The sequence below is a fragment of the Bacillus sp. V3B genome, from assembly GCF_024494465.1.
Taxonomy (GTDB): Bacteria; Bacillota; Bacilli; order Bacillales; family Cytobacillaceae; genus Bacillus_BD.
This window is the reverse complement of sequence record NZ_JAETXM010000003.1, coordinates 63,726-81,623: the sequence shown is the minus strand read 5'-3', so window position 1 is coordinate 81,623 and position 17,898 is coordinate 63,726. Positions and strand designations below refer to the sequence as shown.

Annotated in this window: 22 protein-coding genes; 10 read left to right on the top strand and 12 right to left on the bottom strand. The window is 37.9% G+C overall.

Going from position 1 to position 17,898, the window contains the following annotated elements; translation table 11 throughout:
* The first annotated feature begins 14 nt into the window (after positions 1-14).
* Positions 15-200, top strand: coding sequence for a 2-hydroxymuconate tautomerase (locus JMM81_RS06255; protein ID WP_256240681.1), 186 nt, complete (start codon positions 15-17; stop codon positions 198-200).
* A gap of 124 nt (positions 201-324) precedes the next feature.
* Here the strand turns inward: JMM81_RS06255 and JMM81_RS06250 are convergent, their stop codons facing one another.
* The 3 genes from JMM81_RS06250 to JMM81_RS06240 all read right to left on the bottom strand — a co-directional run bounded on the left by JMM81_RS06250 (position 325) and on the right by JMM81_RS06240 (position 2,679).
* Positions 325-834: a YwgA family protein gene (locus tag JMM81_RS06250; protein WP_256240680.1), complete on the bottom strand. Its 510-nt coding sequence runs from the start codon at positions 832-834 to the stop codon at positions 325-327.
* 41 nt (positions 835-875) lie between these two features.
* Entirely contained in the window at positions 876-2,186 is a 1,311-nt protein-coding gene (locus tag JMM81_RS06245; RefSeq protein ID WP_256240679.1) for an HD domain-containing protein, read from the bottom strand.
* 268 nt (positions 2,187-2,454) lie between these two features.
* Positions 2,455-2,679, bottom strand: a complete 225-nt coding sequence (locus JMM81_RS06240; protein ID WP_256240678.1) for a YuzB family protein — start codon at positions 2,677-2,679, stop codon at positions 2,455-2,457.
* Positions 2,680-2,999: 320 nt separating this feature from the next.
* Between JMM81_RS06240 and JMM81_RS06235 the strand changes: the two genes are divergently transcribed.
* Positions 3,000-3,755 carry an RsfA family transcriptional regulator gene (locus JMM81_RS06235; protein WP_256240677.1) on the top strand — a complete coding sequence of 252 codons (756 nt, stop codon included), beginning with the start codon at positions 3,000-3,002 and terminating at the stop codon, positions 3,753-3,755.
* Positions 3,756-4,280: 525 nt separating this feature from the next.
* On the opposite strand, the gene lipL is transcribed toward JMM81_RS06235, so the two are convergent.
* Both lipL and pta read right to left on the bottom strand, forming a co-directional pair.
* A complete protein-coding gene (lipL, locus tag JMM81_RS06230; RefSeq protein ID WP_256240676.1) occupies positions 4,281-5,126 on the bottom strand; it encodes an octanoyl-[GcvH]:protein N-octanoyltransferase in 846 nt (281 codons plus the stop codon).
* A gap of 365 nt (positions 5,127-5,491) precedes the next feature.
* Positions 5,492-6,469: a phosphate acetyltransferase gene (pta, locus tag JMM81_RS06225; protein ID WP_256240675.1), complete on the bottom strand. Its 978-nt coding sequence runs from the start codon at positions 6,467-6,469 to the stop codon at positions 5,492-5,494.
* 286 nt (positions 6,470-6,755) lie between these two features.
* Here pta and hemQ point away from each other — a divergent pair, with 286 nt between their 5' ends.
* Entirely contained in the window at positions 6,756-7,502 is a 747-nt protein-coding gene (gene hemQ, locus JMM81_RS06220; protein WP_256240674.1) for a hydrogen peroxide-dependent heme synthase, read from the top strand.
* Positions 7,503-7,847: 345 nt separating this feature from the next.
* Complete coding sequence (gene gerQ / locus JMM81_RS06215) at positions 7,848-8,357, top strand: spore coat protein GerQ (RefSeq protein ID WP_256240673.1); 510 nt, start codon at positions 7,848-7,850, stop codon at positions 8,355-8,357.
* 60 nt (positions 8,358-8,417) lie between these two features.
* Here gerQ and JMM81_RS06210 read toward each other — a convergent pair whose 3' ends face one another.
* Complete coding sequence (locus tag JMM81_RS06210) at positions 8,418-8,789, bottom strand: DUF423 domain-containing protein (RefSeq protein WP_256240672.1); 372 nt, start codon at positions 8,787-8,789, stop codon at positions 8,418-8,420.
* A gap of 131 nt (positions 8,790-8,920) precedes the next feature.
* Complete coding sequence (locus tag JMM81_RS06205; protein WP_256240671.1) at positions 8,921-9,208, bottom strand: YwdI family protein; 288 nt, start codon at positions 9,206-9,208, stop codon at positions 8,921-8,923.
* A gap of 385 nt (positions 9,209-9,593) precedes the next feature.
* Between JMM81_RS06205 and JMM81_RS06200 the strand changes: the two genes are divergently transcribed.
* From JMM81_RS06200 to JMM81_RS06175, 6 genes are all read left to right on the top strand, one after another.
* On the top strand, positions 9,594-9,788 hold the full coding sequence (locus tag JMM81_RS06200; RefSeq protein WP_256240670.1) for a hypothetical protein: 195 nt from the start codon (positions 9,594-9,596) through the stop codon (positions 9,786-9,788).
* A gap of 262 nt (positions 9,789-10,050) precedes the next feature.
* The gene (locus tag JMM81_RS06195; RefSeq protein ID WP_256240669.1) at positions 10,051-11,421 is read left to right on the top strand and encodes a sensor histidine kinase; all 1,371 of its coding nucleotides are present in this window, start codon (positions 10,051-10,053) and stop codon (positions 11,419-11,421) included.
* Between the two features lies 1 nt (position 11,422).
* Entirely contained in the window at positions 11,423-12,100 is a 678-nt protein-coding gene (locus tag JMM81_RS06190) for a response regulator transcription factor (protein WP_256240668.1), read from the top strand.
* Between the two features lie 71 nt (positions 12,101-12,171).
* Positions 12,172-12,450 carry a hypothetical protein gene (locus tag JMM81_RS06185; protein ID WP_256240667.1) on the top strand — a complete coding sequence of 93 codons (279 nt, stop codon included), beginning with the start codon at positions 12,172-12,174 and terminating at the stop codon, positions 12,448-12,450.
* A 387-nt stretch (positions 12,451-12,837) separates the two neighbouring features.
* Complete coding sequence (locus JMM81_RS06180; RefSeq protein WP_256240665.1) at positions 12,838-13,011, top strand: NusG domain II-containing protein; 174 nt, start codon at positions 12,838-12,840, stop codon at positions 13,009-13,011.
* A 114-nt stretch (positions 13,012-13,125) separates the two neighbouring features.
* Positions 13,126-13,386, top strand: a complete 261-nt coding sequence (locus tag JMM81_RS06175; protein ID WP_256240664.1) for a hypothetical protein — start codon at positions 13,126-13,128, stop codon at positions 13,384-13,386.
* A 316-nt stretch (positions 13,387-13,702) separates the two neighbouring features.
* On the opposite strand, the gene JMM81_RS06170 is transcribed toward JMM81_RS06175, so the two are convergent.
* From JMM81_RS06170 to JMM81_RS06150, 5 genes are all read right to left on the bottom strand, one after another.
* A complete protein-coding gene (locus JMM81_RS06170) occupies positions 13,703-13,834 on the bottom strand; it encodes a hypothetical protein (protein WP_256240663.1) in 132 nt (43 codons plus the stop codon).
* A gap of 12 nt (positions 13,835-13,846) precedes the next feature.
* Positions 13,847-16,261, bottom strand: a complete 2,415-nt coding sequence (locus JMM81_RS06165) for a heavy metal translocating P-type ATPase (RefSeq protein ID WP_256240662.1) — start codon at positions 16,259-16,261, stop codon at positions 13,847-13,849.
* A 77-nt stretch (positions 16,262-16,338) separates the two neighbouring features.
* Positions 16,339-16,545 carry a copper chaperone CopZ gene (copZ, locus tag JMM81_RS06160; protein ID WP_256240661.1) on the bottom strand — a complete coding sequence of 69 codons (207 nt, stop codon included), beginning with the start codon at positions 16,543-16,545 and terminating at the stop codon, positions 16,339-16,341.
* 14 nt (positions 16,546-16,559) lie between these two features.
* Positions 16,560-16,901, bottom strand: coding sequence for a metal-sensitive transcriptional regulator (locus JMM81_RS06155; protein ID WP_256240659.1), 342 nt, complete (start codon positions 16,899-16,901; stop codon positions 16,560-16,562).
* Between the two features lie 262 nt (positions 16,902-17,163).
* Positions 17,164-17,799 carry a YdhK family protein gene (locus tag JMM81_RS06150; protein ID WP_256240658.1) on the bottom strand — a complete coding sequence of 212 codons (636 nt, stop codon included), beginning with the start codon at positions 17,797-17,799 and terminating at the stop codon, positions 17,164-17,166.
* Between the last annotated feature and the right edge of the window lie 99 nt (positions 17,800-17,898).

Sequence of the window (17,898 nt, the reverse complement as noted above, 5' to 3'; positions counted from 1 at the left end):
TGGAGGACAATCAAATGCCCTATGTAACAGTTAAAATGCTTGAAGGCCGCACAGAAGATCAAAAAAGAGCTCTTGTTGAAAAAGTAACAGATGCTGTTGTTGAAACAACAGGTGCTTCAAAAGAAGCAGTCACTGTCTTCATTGAAGAAATGCAAAAAAACCATTATGCTGTAGCCGGTAAACGACTTAGCGATCAATAATGAAAAGCGCAAGGCGCCCGCTTATCGGCTTGTGACCTCGAGCCGATGGCGCCTGCCTGGAGCCAGACCATTATCTTAGTTCAAAAAAGTTAAATTCCTGTATGATAAGGAAAAAGCCAGGCCTCTAATAAAGCTTGGCTTTCCCTTTTAATGTTTCGATATATTGGTAGGCGCTGTCTACTTCTTCTACTGTATAACGCTGTTTGCTTTTTAACGTAAAGACCTTTTCTTGTACTTCCTCTTGCGGTAAATTCTCAAAATATAACACCGTAGAAACTAGTTCAAGAAATCTCGCATTCTGGCTATTCATATCAGCTAAACAATCTTTAAGATAGGGAAGGTCCATTTTATTTTCTTGCAAAAACTCCTCACCATCTTCTGTTAACGTATAACGATATTGAAAATAACCACCCTTTTTTTCTTTTACTTCATCTAGAAACCCCATATTATAAAGCTCTTCCACTCGAATCGTCAACTCCTCTGAGTATGGTCCGTAAAAATGAAATTGAAACTTTTCCCCGAATGGAAACGCTAATTTTTTCGCAATAAAAATCATTTTTTGCAGTTTTTTTCTTCCTATTACTTCATCGGACGCTGCAATGGCCTGCATGATTTTCGCATGATCTTTTAACAAAATGATTCATCTCCTACTCATACATCACGTGTACAGTCTATTTAATAACACTCATCTAAATCCAATAGTTGACGAATTTGTTTTTTAATCGTCTTTTTCGAACGATCGTCACAAATTAAATCAAGTGGATAATAGAGCTTATGGTCAGTTCTCCTTTTTCCAGAAATTGCATCTACAATCTCAGACTCTCGTGAAAGTTCGCGAATATCTTCATTTTTCATGACCAATTGAATCGGCAATCGTTCCTCTTCTTCACCTGGACGGTAGAAATCATAAGGTAAATCCGATGACGAATCAACAACAAGATAATATTCGGGATCGATTCCAGCTTTTTCAAACAGCAAGGAAAGCTCCCCTAGCTTTTTATACTCCTTTGCCGGATCAAACTCAGCATATTTAAATAAATTTCGATTCATAAATCGGCGGCAAAGATCACTAAGAATGGGGTCTTCTTCCTCCTGCCACATTTGAAAATAATAAAGAATAATAGCCTCATCTAATTTCAGATAATCCTCTAATGTTACTTCATTCTCAAACATGGAATAAAAATGAACAGGATGCGATTTAAAAGCATAATATTGTTCATGGAGAGCTTTGGCACGATGCAATATTTTCGTTAAAATGACCTCTGCACTACGGGTCACAGGGTGAAAATAGACTTGCCAATACATTTGATAGCGACTCATAATATAATCTTCAACCGCATGCATCCCGCTTTTCTTAATCACCACTTGATCCTCGCGCGGACGCATGACGCGTAAAATCCGTTCCATATCAAATTGACCGTAGCTTACCCCAGTAAAGTAAGCATCGCGCTGTAAGTAATCCATCCGATCCGCATCAATTTGACTTGAAATCAAGCTAACAACTAATTTATTTTTATATGTTTTTGCAATCACTTCAGCGACTTTTTTTGGAAAATCGGGTGCGACTTTTTGCAAGACTTCGTTTACTTCTGTATCCCCTAGAATGATCGCTCTCGTAAAAGATTCATGGTCAAGCTCAAATACTTTTTCGAAGGAGTGGGAAAACGGTCCATGCCCTAAATCGTGAAGCAATGCAGCACAGAGGGACAGCAATCGTTCGCCATGATTCCAATCAGGTCTACCTTCGAATACATCATCCACAATACGGCGAATGATTTCGTATACTCCAAGAGAATGGTTAAAACGACTATGTTCCGCCCCGTGGAAGGTCAAATAGGTCGTTCCAAGCTGCTTAATCCTTCTTAAGCGCTGGAATTCCTTTGTCCCGACCAGATCCCAGATGACTCGATCACGTACATGGATATAGCGATGAACTGGATCCTTGAATACCTTTTCTTCCTTCAGCTTTTCCTCTGAATAGACCATTTTCTTCCCTCTTTTCCATCAAGCATTTTTGCTTTTCTATATTGTCTGGCTTTGGCTCCTAGGTGCTCGAGGTCTTAAGCTATGCCGATGAGAAGGTTAAAGAACTACCTTCTCCCCGTCCTATCTTAAGCTTGTCGCACCTGGGCAGTCGCCTCCGCTTTTCTATATTATACTCATTTCTTCTGTTTGTTCTCTACCACTTTCTACAAAAGACATTCTTTTATTCGACAAAATGAAACAAGAAAAAGCCCCTAAGTCAAAGGAGCTTTTATTTTTTTAGTTTTTTATTAATTTTTGCCTCTAGCTCTTCTTCCGATAATCCTGCTAATGGCCGATTATTGACAAAAGCAAACGTTTTTTTTCTTCCTGGTCCGCAGTATGACTGGCAACCGATTTCAATTTTTGCCTCAGGATCAATCTTCTCCAATAACGGTATCAATGTTTTTAAATTCACTGCCTGACAATCATCACAGACACGGAATTCATTTGCCATATCCCATTACATCCCCTTTAAACGTTTTCCTATATAAGTTAAGAAAGCCAGTATATCCGCCCTCTACTTTTAAAAAATAACTTCTATTTATCCATCGATTAAATCACTATACCTATTTTTCACTATGAGGTATTTTACAGCTTCTTATCATATATTGCAAGTTGCAAAAAACAACGCTTTTCCTCTCAAAACCTTCTACAAACTAGTGATTTATTTAATCTACTATCCTTTTAATTATCTTGTATAAGATCCGAATATATTGGACATCATGAAACTAACGCAATATAAAAAATTGAAAATAAAGATAGGGAGCTGAAGAAATGAAAGTTCGTCAAGATGCATGGACAGATGAAGATGATTTATTGCTTGCCGAAACCGTTCTACGTCATGTGAGGGAAGGAAGTACCCAATTAAACGCTTTTGAAGAAGTAGGTGATAAGCTTAATAGAACATCTGCTGCTTGTGGTTTCCGCTGGAATGCTGTAGTGCGCCATAACTATGAAAAAGCGCTTCAACTTGCAAAAAAACAACGAAAACAAAGACAACGTATATTGGGAAAAGACCAAGGTGGCAAGAAAAAGCTATTATATGCACCGCCACAACCGAGTGTAGAAGAAATAGAAATATTAACATCTCAACCTGAGATACCCGTATACAGTGAAAATATGGAAATAGAAACAGAAACAGATATTGAAATGAATGCTGAAATGGCAGAAGAATTGACTCCTATCCCAGCTAACGCTAATACATTAGGAGTTCAAAGAAGCGAATTTACTCTCGATCATGTCATTTCATATTTACAAAATATGAAAAACTCGAATTTTCAAGTTGATATATTAAAAAGTGAGAATGAAAGATTAAAACGAGAAATGGCGGAACTAAAGGGTAGAAATAAAGAACTTGAAGAAAAAGTTGGAGAAATGGAACAAAATACTGTCACCATTCAAGAAGATTACGAGACGTTGATGAAAATCATGAATCGGGCACGTAAATTAGCCTTATTTGAAGAAGAAGACCGTTCAGCTACAACATTCAAAATGGACCGAAATGGAAACCTTGAGAAATTAGCTGAGTAATAGAGACTGCACAATATCAAATTCGCCCCGCCGAATTTGCGCCCGGATTTTTATCGAGCTCGCTCGATAAATGACCTTTAAAAAATCCGAGGCATCCGCCGGAGGCTTAACTTCATTCAGTCGCGGTTTGAACCACCACTGAATCAGAGAGCTTTTTGCATTCATCCCCCACTTACAGAAGTGGAGGACTTCTGCTGAATGAAGTTAAAGAGAAAATAGAGTGAATAGAGCCGTAGCCTTGTAGCTAACGGCTTTTGTTTTGTCTTATAACTAAGCTATTTTTGCATAGATGGTTGTTTTCCGAATGAATATATAACCCCGTATTCACCAAGATGTCGGGGCATCTTTTCGTCACAATTGTTATGTGTTCCATATCAAAATGAGTATTTAGTTTCTATTTATAGTATGAAAAGCAACAAAGTTTACGAAAAGAGCCTATAACTACTAGATTGTTACTTTTACATATTAGAACAAACCTCGGTGACGGCATCCCATTCATCATTAATGGATCTTCCCGTTCCACATCTAGAGTGGGGTTCCGATCACTTTACGATTTCGTTCCACTACCCTTTCATAGTAGCTTTGAAACAAGGGAATCTCTTCCGCTGACAAGGAACCTGTAAAAAGATGTCCTGACTTTGATTGTAATACTTTTAAAAAGCGTAACATCACATCTTGAATCGTCAAATCTGTATGAAGCAGTTCTGCTAGCGATGACATGACCGTTGGCACCATTTGTGGATACACATACTTTGTTTCTTCACCTTTTTTACTCTGCTCATAAAATTGTTTAATCGTTTCTGCCCTTTGACTGCCACTCCCATTCACGCAAAGATAGATTTGCACCGCAACCCCTTTTCGTATTCTTCGTTGTGAAATCCCAGCAAACTTCTGACCATTTATACTAAGGTCATAGCTCCCCGGACAATAGGAACCCACAATTTCTCTTGCCTCTATTTCCTGATTATAATCAGCGAACATGTCCTTTACTAATTCCCACATCGCATCATAGCCACGATTAATATCAATACCTTTTTTCACTTCAGAGAAAATGAGAGATAGATTTAATACGCCTTCATCCAGAACAACGGCTAACCCACCAGAGTTTCTAACAATCACACCATAGCCTTTTTCTTTTAAAAGGGTTATTCCCTCATCCAAATAAGGGAGCTTTGTATCTTGAATCCCAAGTACAATCGTCTGCTGATGAACCCATGCTCTCGCAGTTGCTGGAACATCACCAGAACCGACAGAAGCACAAAGCGTATCATCCATCCCAAATGATTGTAGAGCACTTGTATAAAGACCTGACACCGACTGATCGATCACCCTCCACCGCTCCTGAACTAATAAATCATAAGTCTTCTTCATATTCCTTCTCCTTGTCCCTGTACGTTATCCTCATTATAACATGCCTACCTTTTTAACTTCATTCAGCAAATGCTTTTTGTACTGAAAGCTTGCGACAGGTACAGAAGTCCTCCACTTCTGTAAGTGGGGGATGAATGCAAAAAGCTTTCTGATTCAGTGGGGGTTCAAACCCCAGCTGAATGAAGTTAAGCCTCCGGCGGATGCCTCTCGATTTTTTAAAGGTAATTGATCGAGCGAGCTCGATCAAAATCCGGGCGCAAATTCGGCGGGGCGAATTTGATCAAAAAAGCACTTACCCATTAAGTAAGTGCTCTTTCCTATCTTTTCTTCAAAAATGAGATCACTCATTTTCGTTTTTGAGTAGCTTATTGATTTAAAGCTTGTCCAGCTGTAATTAATGCTAATTTATAGACATCCTCTTCATTACAACCACGAGAAAGATCATTTACTGGACGATTAAGTCCTTGTAAAATCGGACCAACTGCCTCAAAATTACCTAAACGTTGCGCAATTTTGTAGCCAATATTTCCTGCTTCAAGACTAGGGAATATAAATACATTCGCATCACCTTGGAGCGGTGAATCTGGTGCTTTACTTTTTGCAACAGACGGTACGAAAGCTGCATCAAATTGGAACTCTCCATCTACGATTAATAGAGGGTCACGTTGCTTTGCCGCTTCAACAGCAGTAGCCACCTTATCTGTTTCCGGTGATTTGGCAGAACCCTTCGTTGAGAAGCTTAACATCGCTACACGTGGTTCCATATCAAACATTTTAGCTGTCTTCGCACTTTCAACAGCAATTTCAGCTAAATCGTTGCTATCCGGTGCAATATTAATCGCACAATCAGCAAACACATATTTTTCATCTTCACGAACCATGATGAAAACGCCAGAAGTTTTGCTAACACCTTCTTTTGTTTTAATAATTTGTAGAGCAGGGCGAACGGTATCCGCTGTTGAATGTGCTGCTCCACTTACAAGTCCATCTGCTTTATTTGTATACACAAGCATTGTTCCAAAGTAGTTTTCATCTAATAAGATTTTGCGAGCTTGTTCTTCTGTTGCTTTTCCTTTTCGACGCTCTACAAATGCTGCAACAAGCTCATCCATCGCGACATAATTCGTTGGATCATAGATTTCAACAGACTCTAAAGAAACATTTAATTCTTTCGCCTTTGCTTCAACTTGTTCAATATTTCCTACTATAATAGGCGTTAATACTTTATCTTCAGCTAAACGTCCTGCTGCTGCCAAAACTCTTTCATCAAGTCCTTCTGGAAAAACAATTTTCATTTTTTGACCCGATAGCTTTTCTTTGATTCCTGTAAATAAATCACTCATATATGTACCTCCTCAAATCTTTTCCTTTAACTAGAATACTCTTCTACCATGAAATTTCAAGAAATCGAACAAAAAATTACGAGGTTTAGCTAATGTTCCACTATTCAAAAATATTTTAATAATGAGTTACCTTTTGGAGAACATTCTCTTATTACTATTTACATCTTTTGAAATAATATCCTAAAATGAGGATAATCTCCATTTCTAATGTTTCATCCATGAGTATATGGGAAAACTATGCTATAGTAGTTTATGAAAATGATTGTCACAATGAGGAGTGAAATAAATGAGTCAAGCAGCAAAAACGCTCGATGGTTGGTATTGCTTACACGATTTCCGTACCATTGATTGGACCACGTGGAAAATGTTATCCAGTGATGAAAGAGAATCCGCTATTCATGAATTTCAGAGTCTTTTGAACAAATGGAGTGGAACACAAAATGAGCAAAAAGGGAGCCATGCCGTTTATACAGTTGTTGGTCAAAAAGCTGATTTTATGATGATGATCCTTCGACCAACAATGGAAGAATTAAACCAAATTGAAAACGAATTCAATAAAACAAAGCTTGCTGAGTTTACGGTACCGACCTATTCTTATGTTTCCGTTGTTGAATTGAGTAATTATTTATCTTCTGATGAGGACCCTTACCAAAATCCAGCTATCCGAGCTCGACTTTACCCGACTTTACCACAGTCTAAGTACGTTTGCTTCTATCCAATGGACAAGCGTCGTCAAGGCAATGATAACTGGTATATGCTACCGATGGAAGAACGCTCTAATTTGATGCGCAGTCATGGAATGATCGGTCGCCAATACGCTGGTCTAGTGAAACAGATTATTACAGGATCTGTAGGCTTTGATGATTATGAGTGGGGCGTTACCCTTTTCTCAGATGATGTCCTACAATTTAAAAAGCTTGTCTATGAAATGCGTTTTGATGAAGTAAGTGCACGATACGGTGAGTTCGGTACTTTCTTTGTTGGAAATATTCTTTCAGACGAACAGATTCGTCCATTTCTTCATGTAAATTAATGATTCCTAGTCTCTGGTCTATACCAGGGGCTATTTTTATTGAAAGTGAACGAACCCACTGATTTTTTCACTAACAGCCTGCCCAGAGAAACCTCTACTGTTTTAACACGATTGCCTTTCATGAACGTTTTGAGCATTTTTCAACTTCGATTTTTAGGCATATTCGATTCCCTTTTCCCATATCCATTAGAGAGTGAGTTTCATTTATGACTTTGTCATCATCTTTTTTTGCTCTCAAACTCGCAATTTAGTAACCAAGGATCCAGGAATGGATAAAGTCTTACATTCTACATCAAATTAGTTTATAAACACTAATTTGCTATTAGAGGATTAGGAGGGAATTGAATGACTTACAATAACCCATATGGTAGTTACAAAGCACAGCCTTATTACGGAAAATCACAGCCTTATTATGGGGCTGCACAACCTTATTATGGGGCTTCTGGTCCTATGCAACCAGCAGTTTTTCCACAAGCCACACCTATGCCACAAGCTGCACCAAGCCCTACTTTTCCACCAGTAGGCATGGCACCTAGTCCAGCAGCTGGAGTACAAGTACCAGGAATGCTCCCAGTTGAACAATCCTATATTGAGAACATATTACGCTTAAACAAAGGGAAGCTTGCAAACGTTTATGCAACGTTTGAAAACAATACGGAATGGAATGCAAAAATCTTTACAGGGATCATTGAAGCTGCTGGAAGAGACCATTTAATCTTAAGCGACCCACAAACTGGCGAAAGAATATTGCTTCCAATGGTTTATCTTGACTACGTTACATTTGATGAAGAACTTGAATATGAATATCCATTTGCCGGCGCAGCACCTGATCTTTCTACGTATCCTCCACGTTAAATAGAAAAGGGAGCCTGACAAATGTCGGCTCCCTTTTCATTTTTACTATACCATTGAGAATTATAAATATTTAACAGCCGCAATAACGATTAACACCCAAGCAGCAATAAACGCGACTCCACCAAGTGGTGTGACCGCTCCTAGCATACTAATCTTTGTTATGCTTAATACATACAAGCTTCCAGAAAAGAGAATAATCCCCGTAAACATTAGCCATCCGGACCATGACAATAAGGAGTTGGCTGGCAGTCTGCCAAGCAATATGCCGACAATTAACAAGCCGACAGCGTGAAGCATTTGATATGTAACCCCTTTTCCCCAAGTATCAAGATACTTCGGTTCGAGCCTGCCTTCAAGTATATGGGCACCAAACGCCCCTAAAGCAACAGATAAACCAGCATGAATAGCCCCTAATATAATAAATAATTTCATGTCTTCCGCTCCTCCCCTTCTATCGAAAGTTTCTATTTACATTTTTGACTTATTAAAAAATCATATCGCTGCTCTAAAAACCTTTGACATAACCATATTTTTTAGCCATTTATTTAATAATTACTCAACTTTTAAAAATCAAATAACGATTCCCCATTCGCGCCATCCTCTGTTTTTATCCGATTTTGTTGTGGCGTTTCTACAACTTTTATAGGCTGTACAAACGCGGGTGGTGGTGTGGGTGATACGACCTTACTTATTTCTTTATTTGTTGTAAAGGATGATTCTTCTAAAATCAGTTCGCAGATGGCTTTAATGGCATATGTACGCTCTCGAATTTTTGCATCAGAACTCATCTTTTTCGCTTCCCTTAACTCTTCTTCCATTTTATCAAACAGCTTGTTCACTGAAATATTCATATTACCTCCAGGTCAACCCATTATTTTTCCTGTTACGCTTTATCAAACAATAACTCATTTCATGTTCATTTTACATGAAAACGCATGAAAATACAGCAGAAAGGTATTCTAAATAACAATACACTTAAAACTTCGCTAACAGATCATTTTAATTGAATTACCTAAAAAAAGCGACTCCTAAAGAATGGAATTTATTCTTTTGTAAATTATTTTTAATTTGCATTGACAAAAACATGAATTGGACATTATGATAGCTCAATAATACATACAAATACAAATTAAACATATGTTTGATCCAACTGAAAAAACATGCTTAAAACGGTCAAATGAACTTCGTATAATAAGTTGAATTTTAATACACTATATTCATAAAAGGGTGGGAATTATGGGGAAAACCACTTGTAGATATGTTGTTAATGCTGTAGGCAAAGGTGGACAAACGTACTTAACTCATTGTCAGGATAAAGTTGAGCTAAAGAAATGGTTGGCCGATCATGAAAACGATTTGGTAATAGATGAAATAAAAATAACAGATAAGAAAATGAATCCACTTCTGAAGTTACTTTCACAAAGAAGATAATACGATAAAGTATCCTTATGCCATTCTCATGTGAATGGCATATTTTATGTACTTATTTTGCTTCCAACTAAAATTGAGGAAGATGACCATTGCCATTACAATGATCATCTTGTTTTTGAAATTCTTGACTATCTTCCTCTAAAAAATCCTCCCGTACAAATTTATTTTAAGGAAATTTCTGTCCTCTATCCAAAAATCTGCATAAATTCTTCAAACTATTAGAGTATACTAACCATAATCCAATAAAAATAGGTGAAATCTGTTGAAAAAACTATCAGTGAAACTTGGCATTTTATTTTTTTTGATTATTTTTGGTTTGATTACGTTTATGTTTTTCTTTTTGCATAATGGGATCGTTGATTCAAGAATAGAAGAGGAACTGAATGCCCTTCAAGCGAGAGGAAATTCGCACAGAGCCATTCTTGAAAAACATTTCGATGTTGATACGATCGCTCATGTCGTTTTAATGGAATCTGAATCAAATACAGATGTTGTCATTACAGATGTAACTGGAACGATCCTTGACTCTTCAACTCAAAATAACATCTTCCAAAAGTATTTAATGGATTCTAGTTCTTCCATTCCAAGTGACGGCCAGATCGTAGAAGAAGAATGGGACAGAGAACCTTATATTGCTACAGTTAGTCCTGTTCAAACAGGTGAGAAGGTTGTCGGGTATGTCTATATGTTTCAAGACACAGCATCTGTTCGTTCCTTGATTCAACGATTAAATGAGCACTTTCTCATATCAGGTTGGATTTCGATTATTTTCACTGTTGTTATCATTATCTTTCTTTCAAAAGGAATTACCAAACCACTTCTGCAAATGAAAGAAGCGACATCTCAGATTAGTAAAGGAAATTTCACTGTTTCCTTACCTAAAACAGCAGATGATGAGTTAGGAGATTTAGCAAGATCGATTGAATTATTAGCTACTGATTTAAATTATTTAAAACAAGAGCGAAATGAATTTCTTGCAAGTATTTCCCATGAACTTCGAACACCATTGACTTATATAAAAGGCTATGCAGACATTGTGAGGAAACGAAATTTATCGAAAGAAGAGAATGAAAAATATTTGACCATTATCGTAGAAGAAACAAATCAATTAGCCCATTTAATAAAGGAACTATTTGAACTCGCAAAACTTGATCAAAATTCCTTTGATATTGAAAAAGAATCAATCGATTTACATCCATTTTTAACAAGACTGGAGAAAAAATCCTATCCTATTTTTCAAGAGAAACAGATGAATTTAAAGATCATTTGTCAGTCAAACCTCTTTTTAAACGCAGATCGATTAAGACTTGAACAAATTATTTTAAACTTATTAGACAATGCAATGAAATACTCTTCAAGCGGAGCACAAATCCTATTAAACGTGTCAAAAAATAAAAATGATATTCATATAACCATTCAAGATAATGGAAAAGGGATTCCAGAAAAAGATCTTCCTTATATTTTTAACCGTTTTTATCGTGTTGATAAATCTCGAACTCGTTCTCTTGGTGGAACAGGACTCGGTCTTGCGATTGTAAAAGAACTTGTTCACGCCCATGGAGCAGAAATCACTGTTAAGAGTGAAGAAAATGTTGGGACAGAATTTGAATTGATTTTTAAAGGAGGACCATAAAATGAAATCGATTTTATTAGTGGATGATGAACCGATGATGCTTGATTTGTTATCGTTATATTTGTCCCCTCTCGGATATAACTGTATAAAAAAAGAATCTGCATTGGACGCGATTGACTATTTGGAATCGCATTCGATCGAACTCATTTTATTAGATATCATGATGCCTAACATGGACGGTTTAGAAGCATGCCAAGAAATACGAAAACATTGGGACATTCCGATCATCATGCTTACAGCCATGAGTGAAAAAGCAGATATTGTAAGAGGGTTAAATATGGGGGCTGATGACTATATCTCTAAACCATTTGATGAGGAAGAACTAGTGGCTAGAATTGAAGCGGTTTCACGAAGAAGGACAAAGCAATCAGAGAGTATTTCGTTTAAAGGACTCACCCTAAACCAAGATTCCTATCAGCTCCTCTATCATGCTAAACAAATTTCGTTAACTCCGAAAGAGTTTGGGATGATGAGCCTATTTCTAAGTAATCCAAATAAAGTGTTTACTAGGGATCATTTAATTAACTCTATTTGGGGGTATAACGTTTCAACTGAAGATAGGACGATCGACTCCCATGTTAGAAATTTACGTGAAAAGCTTAGAAAAGCAGGATTCCCTGCTGATGATCACTTGCTCACTGTCTGGGGAATCGGCTATAAATGGGATAGACGAGAGTAAAAGATTAAAACCATACAATCACTTTGTATGCTGCTACATTTCAATTATGTAGTGAAGGAGTGAAATAAAATTTGAAGGCTACTTACCATATGATCAAACGGTGGGATGTCATCATCACGATCGCACTTATCCTGCTTTCATTTATCCCCTTTGTCATTTTTAGCTACCAGCAAGCTAAAGTAGAGGCTCAATCAGATAACATTGAATACGTCGCTGTCATTGCAAGTAAAAACCAGGAAGTGGCACGTGTCCCGTTAACTGGACATACAGGAACAGAAATAGTAGATATTTCTGAGATTGATTGTGACCCCAATACAGTAGAATTGAACTACCCACCACTTAATTTCTGACGAAATTTGAAGTGGGGGATTCCTGCGAACTCCGTTCTATCGAACAGATATTGAGCAGGCTAACCCCGTCGCACCGACGGTTAGCAGTACAAACGACTAATTTAGCCTCCTGCCAGTCATGCAAACTTGTACGTTGACTCGCCACACGTCCTACTTTAGCTAAGGATTAGCAACTTCGGTACGTGTGGGACGAAAGAACGTTGAAGATTTTACCTAGCAGACGTTTTTCCTGCTAGAACCTCCTATCTTCAGTTTTCAAAGAACAACTTGTACAGGTATATTATACCACGCAAACACATGTTTCGCTACGCAAAAAGACGATTCATCTCCCACTTATTTTTGGGCGTTGCCCTTCACAAAATTGAAGTGGGAGTCTTCTCGCCTAAAATGATAAAAGATGAAGAGATCCGCATCAGATCTTCTACTTGTCCCGAACAAATTTGCGTCAATACGAGCTATATTTCCAAACCTGGTCCAGCTATTATTTGTTTGCCGCATATGGTCATCATCAATATTGAAGCGGTTGGTGGACAAAATGACGACCTTATCATTAGTACATAAGAATATTTATAGTAGAAAGAGGGATCGTGACAACCTTAACAACTTCCTCAAAGTTTCTGCATAGGATCTGCAAATGTTCACGCTATAATAGAAATATGAAAGGAGATGGAGGAAATGAAAAAGAAATTAGCCATCGGAGTTTTAACAGGAGCCATTCTTTTAGGCGGAACAGGAACATTTGCTTTCGCACAAGCAAATGAGGATGCAAATGGTGAAGGATTATTAAATTTCGGACAGATGAAACCCTATATGGAAGAAATGCACCCTGACCTATCCATACAAGAACTAAAACAAATGTATGATTCCTGCCATGGAGAAGGTGGCATGATGGAAGGAAATCAAGCAAAAATGGAAAATATGATGAATAATTTTTAGTTTGAATACAATCCTTGTTAGAAAAACCTGTCCACAAGTGAGACAGGTTTTTCTTATTTATTCATAAAAATGTCTAAAATCGAATAATTACTTTTTAATATGGCTTTGTTACACAATATTGTTAGTTAATGCTTTAAATGCCTTTGGTACACGCGTCCATTACGTTATTCAATGGAATAACACACATGGCCACATACACCAAAGATAAATTTTCAACATGAATCATTAACATAGCCTTTAATATAAAGACGGTCCCTAGTTTCTACTAGGAACCATCTTAAATAAGTAATCTACCAGAACGGTTCATGATCAAAGTCTATTGATCATGTTGTTCTGTATTCGAATGCTCAATATCTTCAGCAGGAGCCCCTGATATTGACGTGTAGGCGTAATACGAACCGACAACAACTACCAAATAAATAAGCGCGGAAATCATCCATTTTTTCATAAGACCGTCTCCTTAGAGTTTTACTTTTTGCAAACGAAGTGCATTGAGCACAACGGATACTGAACTAAATGCCATCGCAGCCCCTGCAAGCCAAGGAGCTAAAAATCCAAGTGCAGCAATTGGAATGCCGATTGTGTTATAAGCAAGTGCCCAGAAAAGGTTTTGTTTAATATTACGCATCGTTTTATGACTCATTAAGAGGGAATCCGGAATACTATTCAAATCGCCACGGATCAATGTAATATCTGCTGCTTCCATCGCAACATCTGTACCTGTTCCAATTGCCATTCCGATATCTGCAGTGGCAAGGGCTGGTGCATCATTAATCCCATCTCCAACCATGGCTACTTTCTTCCCTTGTGCCTGAAGTTTCTTCACCTCTTCTGCTTTTCCTTCTGGCAAGACTTCAGCAATGACATGGTCGACCCCTGCCTGTTTGGCAATCGCACTCGCTGTCTGTTTGTTATCACCTGTAATCATAATCACTTCAAGTCCCATTTCTTTCATACGCTTGATCGCCGCGGTGGACGTTTCTTTAATCGTGTCAGCGACAGCAACAAGACCCGCATAGACGCCATCGACAGAAGCCAGCATAGCTGTTTTCCCGGATCTTTCAAGGCCCTCCATCTCTTCTAATACATGCTCGATATCGACATTGTACTTTTTCATAAGACGGCGTGTACCCACAAGAACCTCTTTTCCATTAACATTTGCTTTAATCCCATATCCAGGGATATTTTCAAACTCAGAAACCTCTTTGAACTCAATTGATTTCTCCTTAATCCCCTCAACAATAGCCTGTGCGAGCGGATGCTCGGATTGCTTTTCAGCAGATCCAACGAGGGATAAGAATTCTGCTTCATTCTCGTCTGTTATCACATCTGTCAGAACAGGAGTCCCGTTCGTAATTGTTCCGGTTTTATCTAAAATAACGGTATTTACCCCGTGTGTCATTTCAAGATGCTCGCCGCCTTTAAATAGAATGCCATATTCTGCGGCCCGACCGGAACCAGCCATAATGGATGTTGGCGTTGCAAGACCGAGAGCACATGGACAAGCAATAACGAGAATAGCAATTAATTTTTCTAGAGCTTCAGCGAAGTTTCCTGGATCTGCCCATAAATACCAAATAAAAAACGTAATAACGGCAATAACGACAACAATTGGTACAAATATTCCAGAGATGGAATCCGCTAAACGCTGAATCGGTGCCTTTGATCCTTGTGCTTCTTCAACTATTTTAATAATTTGTGATAGAGCTGTTTCTTTCCCTACCTTAGTGGCTTTTATTTTAATAAATCCATTTTTATTGATCGTAGCACCAATGACATTATCTCCAACTGTTTTATCAACCGGGACACTTTCTCCCGTTATCATCGACTCATCAAGTGCAGAACTACCTTCAAGAACTTCCCCATCAACAGGAATTTTCTCCCCTGGTTTGACTACTAAAATATCTCCAGAAATAACATCTTCCAATGGGATATTAGCTTCTTCTCCATTACGAATGACGGTTGCCGTTTTCGCTTGCAATCCCATCAATTTCTTAATCGCTTCAGAGGATCTACCCTTTGCTTTCGCTTCAAACAGTTTTCCAAGAATAATTAATGTAATGAGAACAGCACTTGTTTCAAAATAAAGCCCTTCCAAATGAGCATTGTTTCCGATCGTTTGTATAGACAAATATACACTGTAAAAATAAGCGGCAGATGTACCAAGAGCCACTAAAACATCCATGTTGGCACTTTTATTTTTGAGTGCTTTATAGGCTCCTACATAAAATTGCTTCCCGATATAAAATTGAACAGGTGTTGCAAGGGCCATTTGCACCCAAGGGTTCATGAAAGCCTCTGGAACATAAAGAGAGGATGTAAAGCCAAAGTGTCCAAACATTGCCCAAAGAAGTGGCAATGATAAAATGGCCGAGAAAATAAACTTACCTTGCTGTTTTTCGATCTCTTTTTGGCGGTAATCAACGGATTCTTTTTCATTCTCATCACTTTTTACGATTGCCCCATAACCGAGATTTTCCACCTTTTGAATCATATCTTTCGGTGAAATAACGGATGGATTGTATTCTACAGATGCTTTTTCAAGAGCGAGATTGACATTGGCACTAATCATTCCATCCATTTTATTAAGCCCTTTTTCAATTCTTGTTGAGCATGCTGCACATGTCATACCAGTTAGAACCAGTTCTTTTTTCTCTGTCACAACATCATAACCAAGATCTCTTACTTTCTTTTGAATATCACCGAGACCCATAGCTGCAGAATCATATTTCACCATAGCTGTTTCAAGGGCAAGATTGACGTTCGCATCTTGGACACCTTCCATTTTTTTCAACCCTTTTTCAACTCGTGTCGAACATGCCGCACATGTCATGCCGGTAACCTGAAATTGACTTTCGACTATTTTTTCATTCATTTTTACCACCTCATACCTATATAGGGTATATTCATTTGAAAAAGAGAACGTGCTAGTTCAAGCACGTCTACTTATCATTATTTTACATCGTACCCTTGATCATCGATCGTTTCTTTGATTGCTTCTAATTTCACTTCATCAGCATTATATTCAACGTCTACCGTCTTGCTTTCAAGATTTACTTTTACACTGGAAACTCCATTAAGTCCCCCAACGCTTCCTTCTACTGCTTTGACGCAATGACCACAAGACATTCCTTCTACATTAAGTGTTACTTTTTCCATTACGATCAACTCCTTTATTTTTTCATTAATTTTTGTATGGTGATAAGCACTTCATCTAAGACTTCCATGTCTCCTTCTTTAATTCGATCGGCCACACATTCTTTCATATGTGCTTCAAGAAGGATTTTTGCGACACCGTTTAAAGCCGCCTGAGAAGCAGCAATCTGAGTGATGACATCATCACAATAAGTATCCGTTTCAATTAACCTCTTTATGCCCCGAATTTGACCCTCAATCCGGTTCAGTCGGGTCACAAGATTTTTTTTCGTTTTCTCAGAATGATGACTCGTTCGTCCATGTGTATGGGAGCAACAACTTTCCTCTGAGACCACATCATTTTCTAATTCGGGTTCCATCTTACTCCCCTCCCCTTAACTGTATTATATTATACCCCGGTACCCTATGTAAAGTGTCTTAAATGTGACAATATCTTTATCATACGTTCCACCGTTGGATAAAATTCGGATGAAGTCAGAAATTCCTCAAATAAATTACCCACTTCAAAACCTTTCCTTTTCGACTCTTTTAAAAAGAAAACGAGCATATCCTTTTAAGGAATAGCTCGTTTGATGGATTAAAAATTGATTCATTTTATTACAGATTTTCCGAGTTATCAGTTTATTCAGCAGGTGATAATTCACTTTCTGTCACCCATTTATGATTTTTAACTTCTTCACCATCCGTTGTTCTGAAATCAACCATATACACAGTCGTTTCTTCGGCTGAATCAATTTCAAGAGTCACACCTACCATTCCTTCCATGTGTGATGCCTCTGTCGTCACTTCCGTACCAGATTGTAACGGTGCATCTCCAGCATCTATCAGCTCTTCATGAATCACCCATTTATGATTTTCCACTCTTTCTCCACCAGTTGTTGGAGTGTATGAAACTGCATAAGCGGTAGTGTCATAAGCACCTACAATCGTTGCTTCAGCACCCTTCATCCCCTCCATGTGATCTGATTCGATTATCACTTTACTCCCAGCTTTATAGGTTGGATTTTCTGCTACTTTCAAACCTTCGGGAACTTCACCTGAGCTAGACATGTCCATATTACTATGATCCGTTCCTTCCATGTCTTCTTCAGAGCTAGAATCTGTATCCGTATTTTCCTCGTCTACATTTGGATTTCCCTGATTATTTTCTTGATCTGTATTCTCTGTTTCTTCATTATCATTAGCACAAGCACCTAACACTAATAATAACGCTGCAAGTAAGGTTAATAAAATCATTTTTCCATTTTTTATCTTCATTTCCTTATTCCTCCTTTTATGGTTAGTAGTATATCCAAAAAATTTGCAGAATTTGTGCATTAACATATATTAACCATACAAAAGATGAAAAAGACCCAA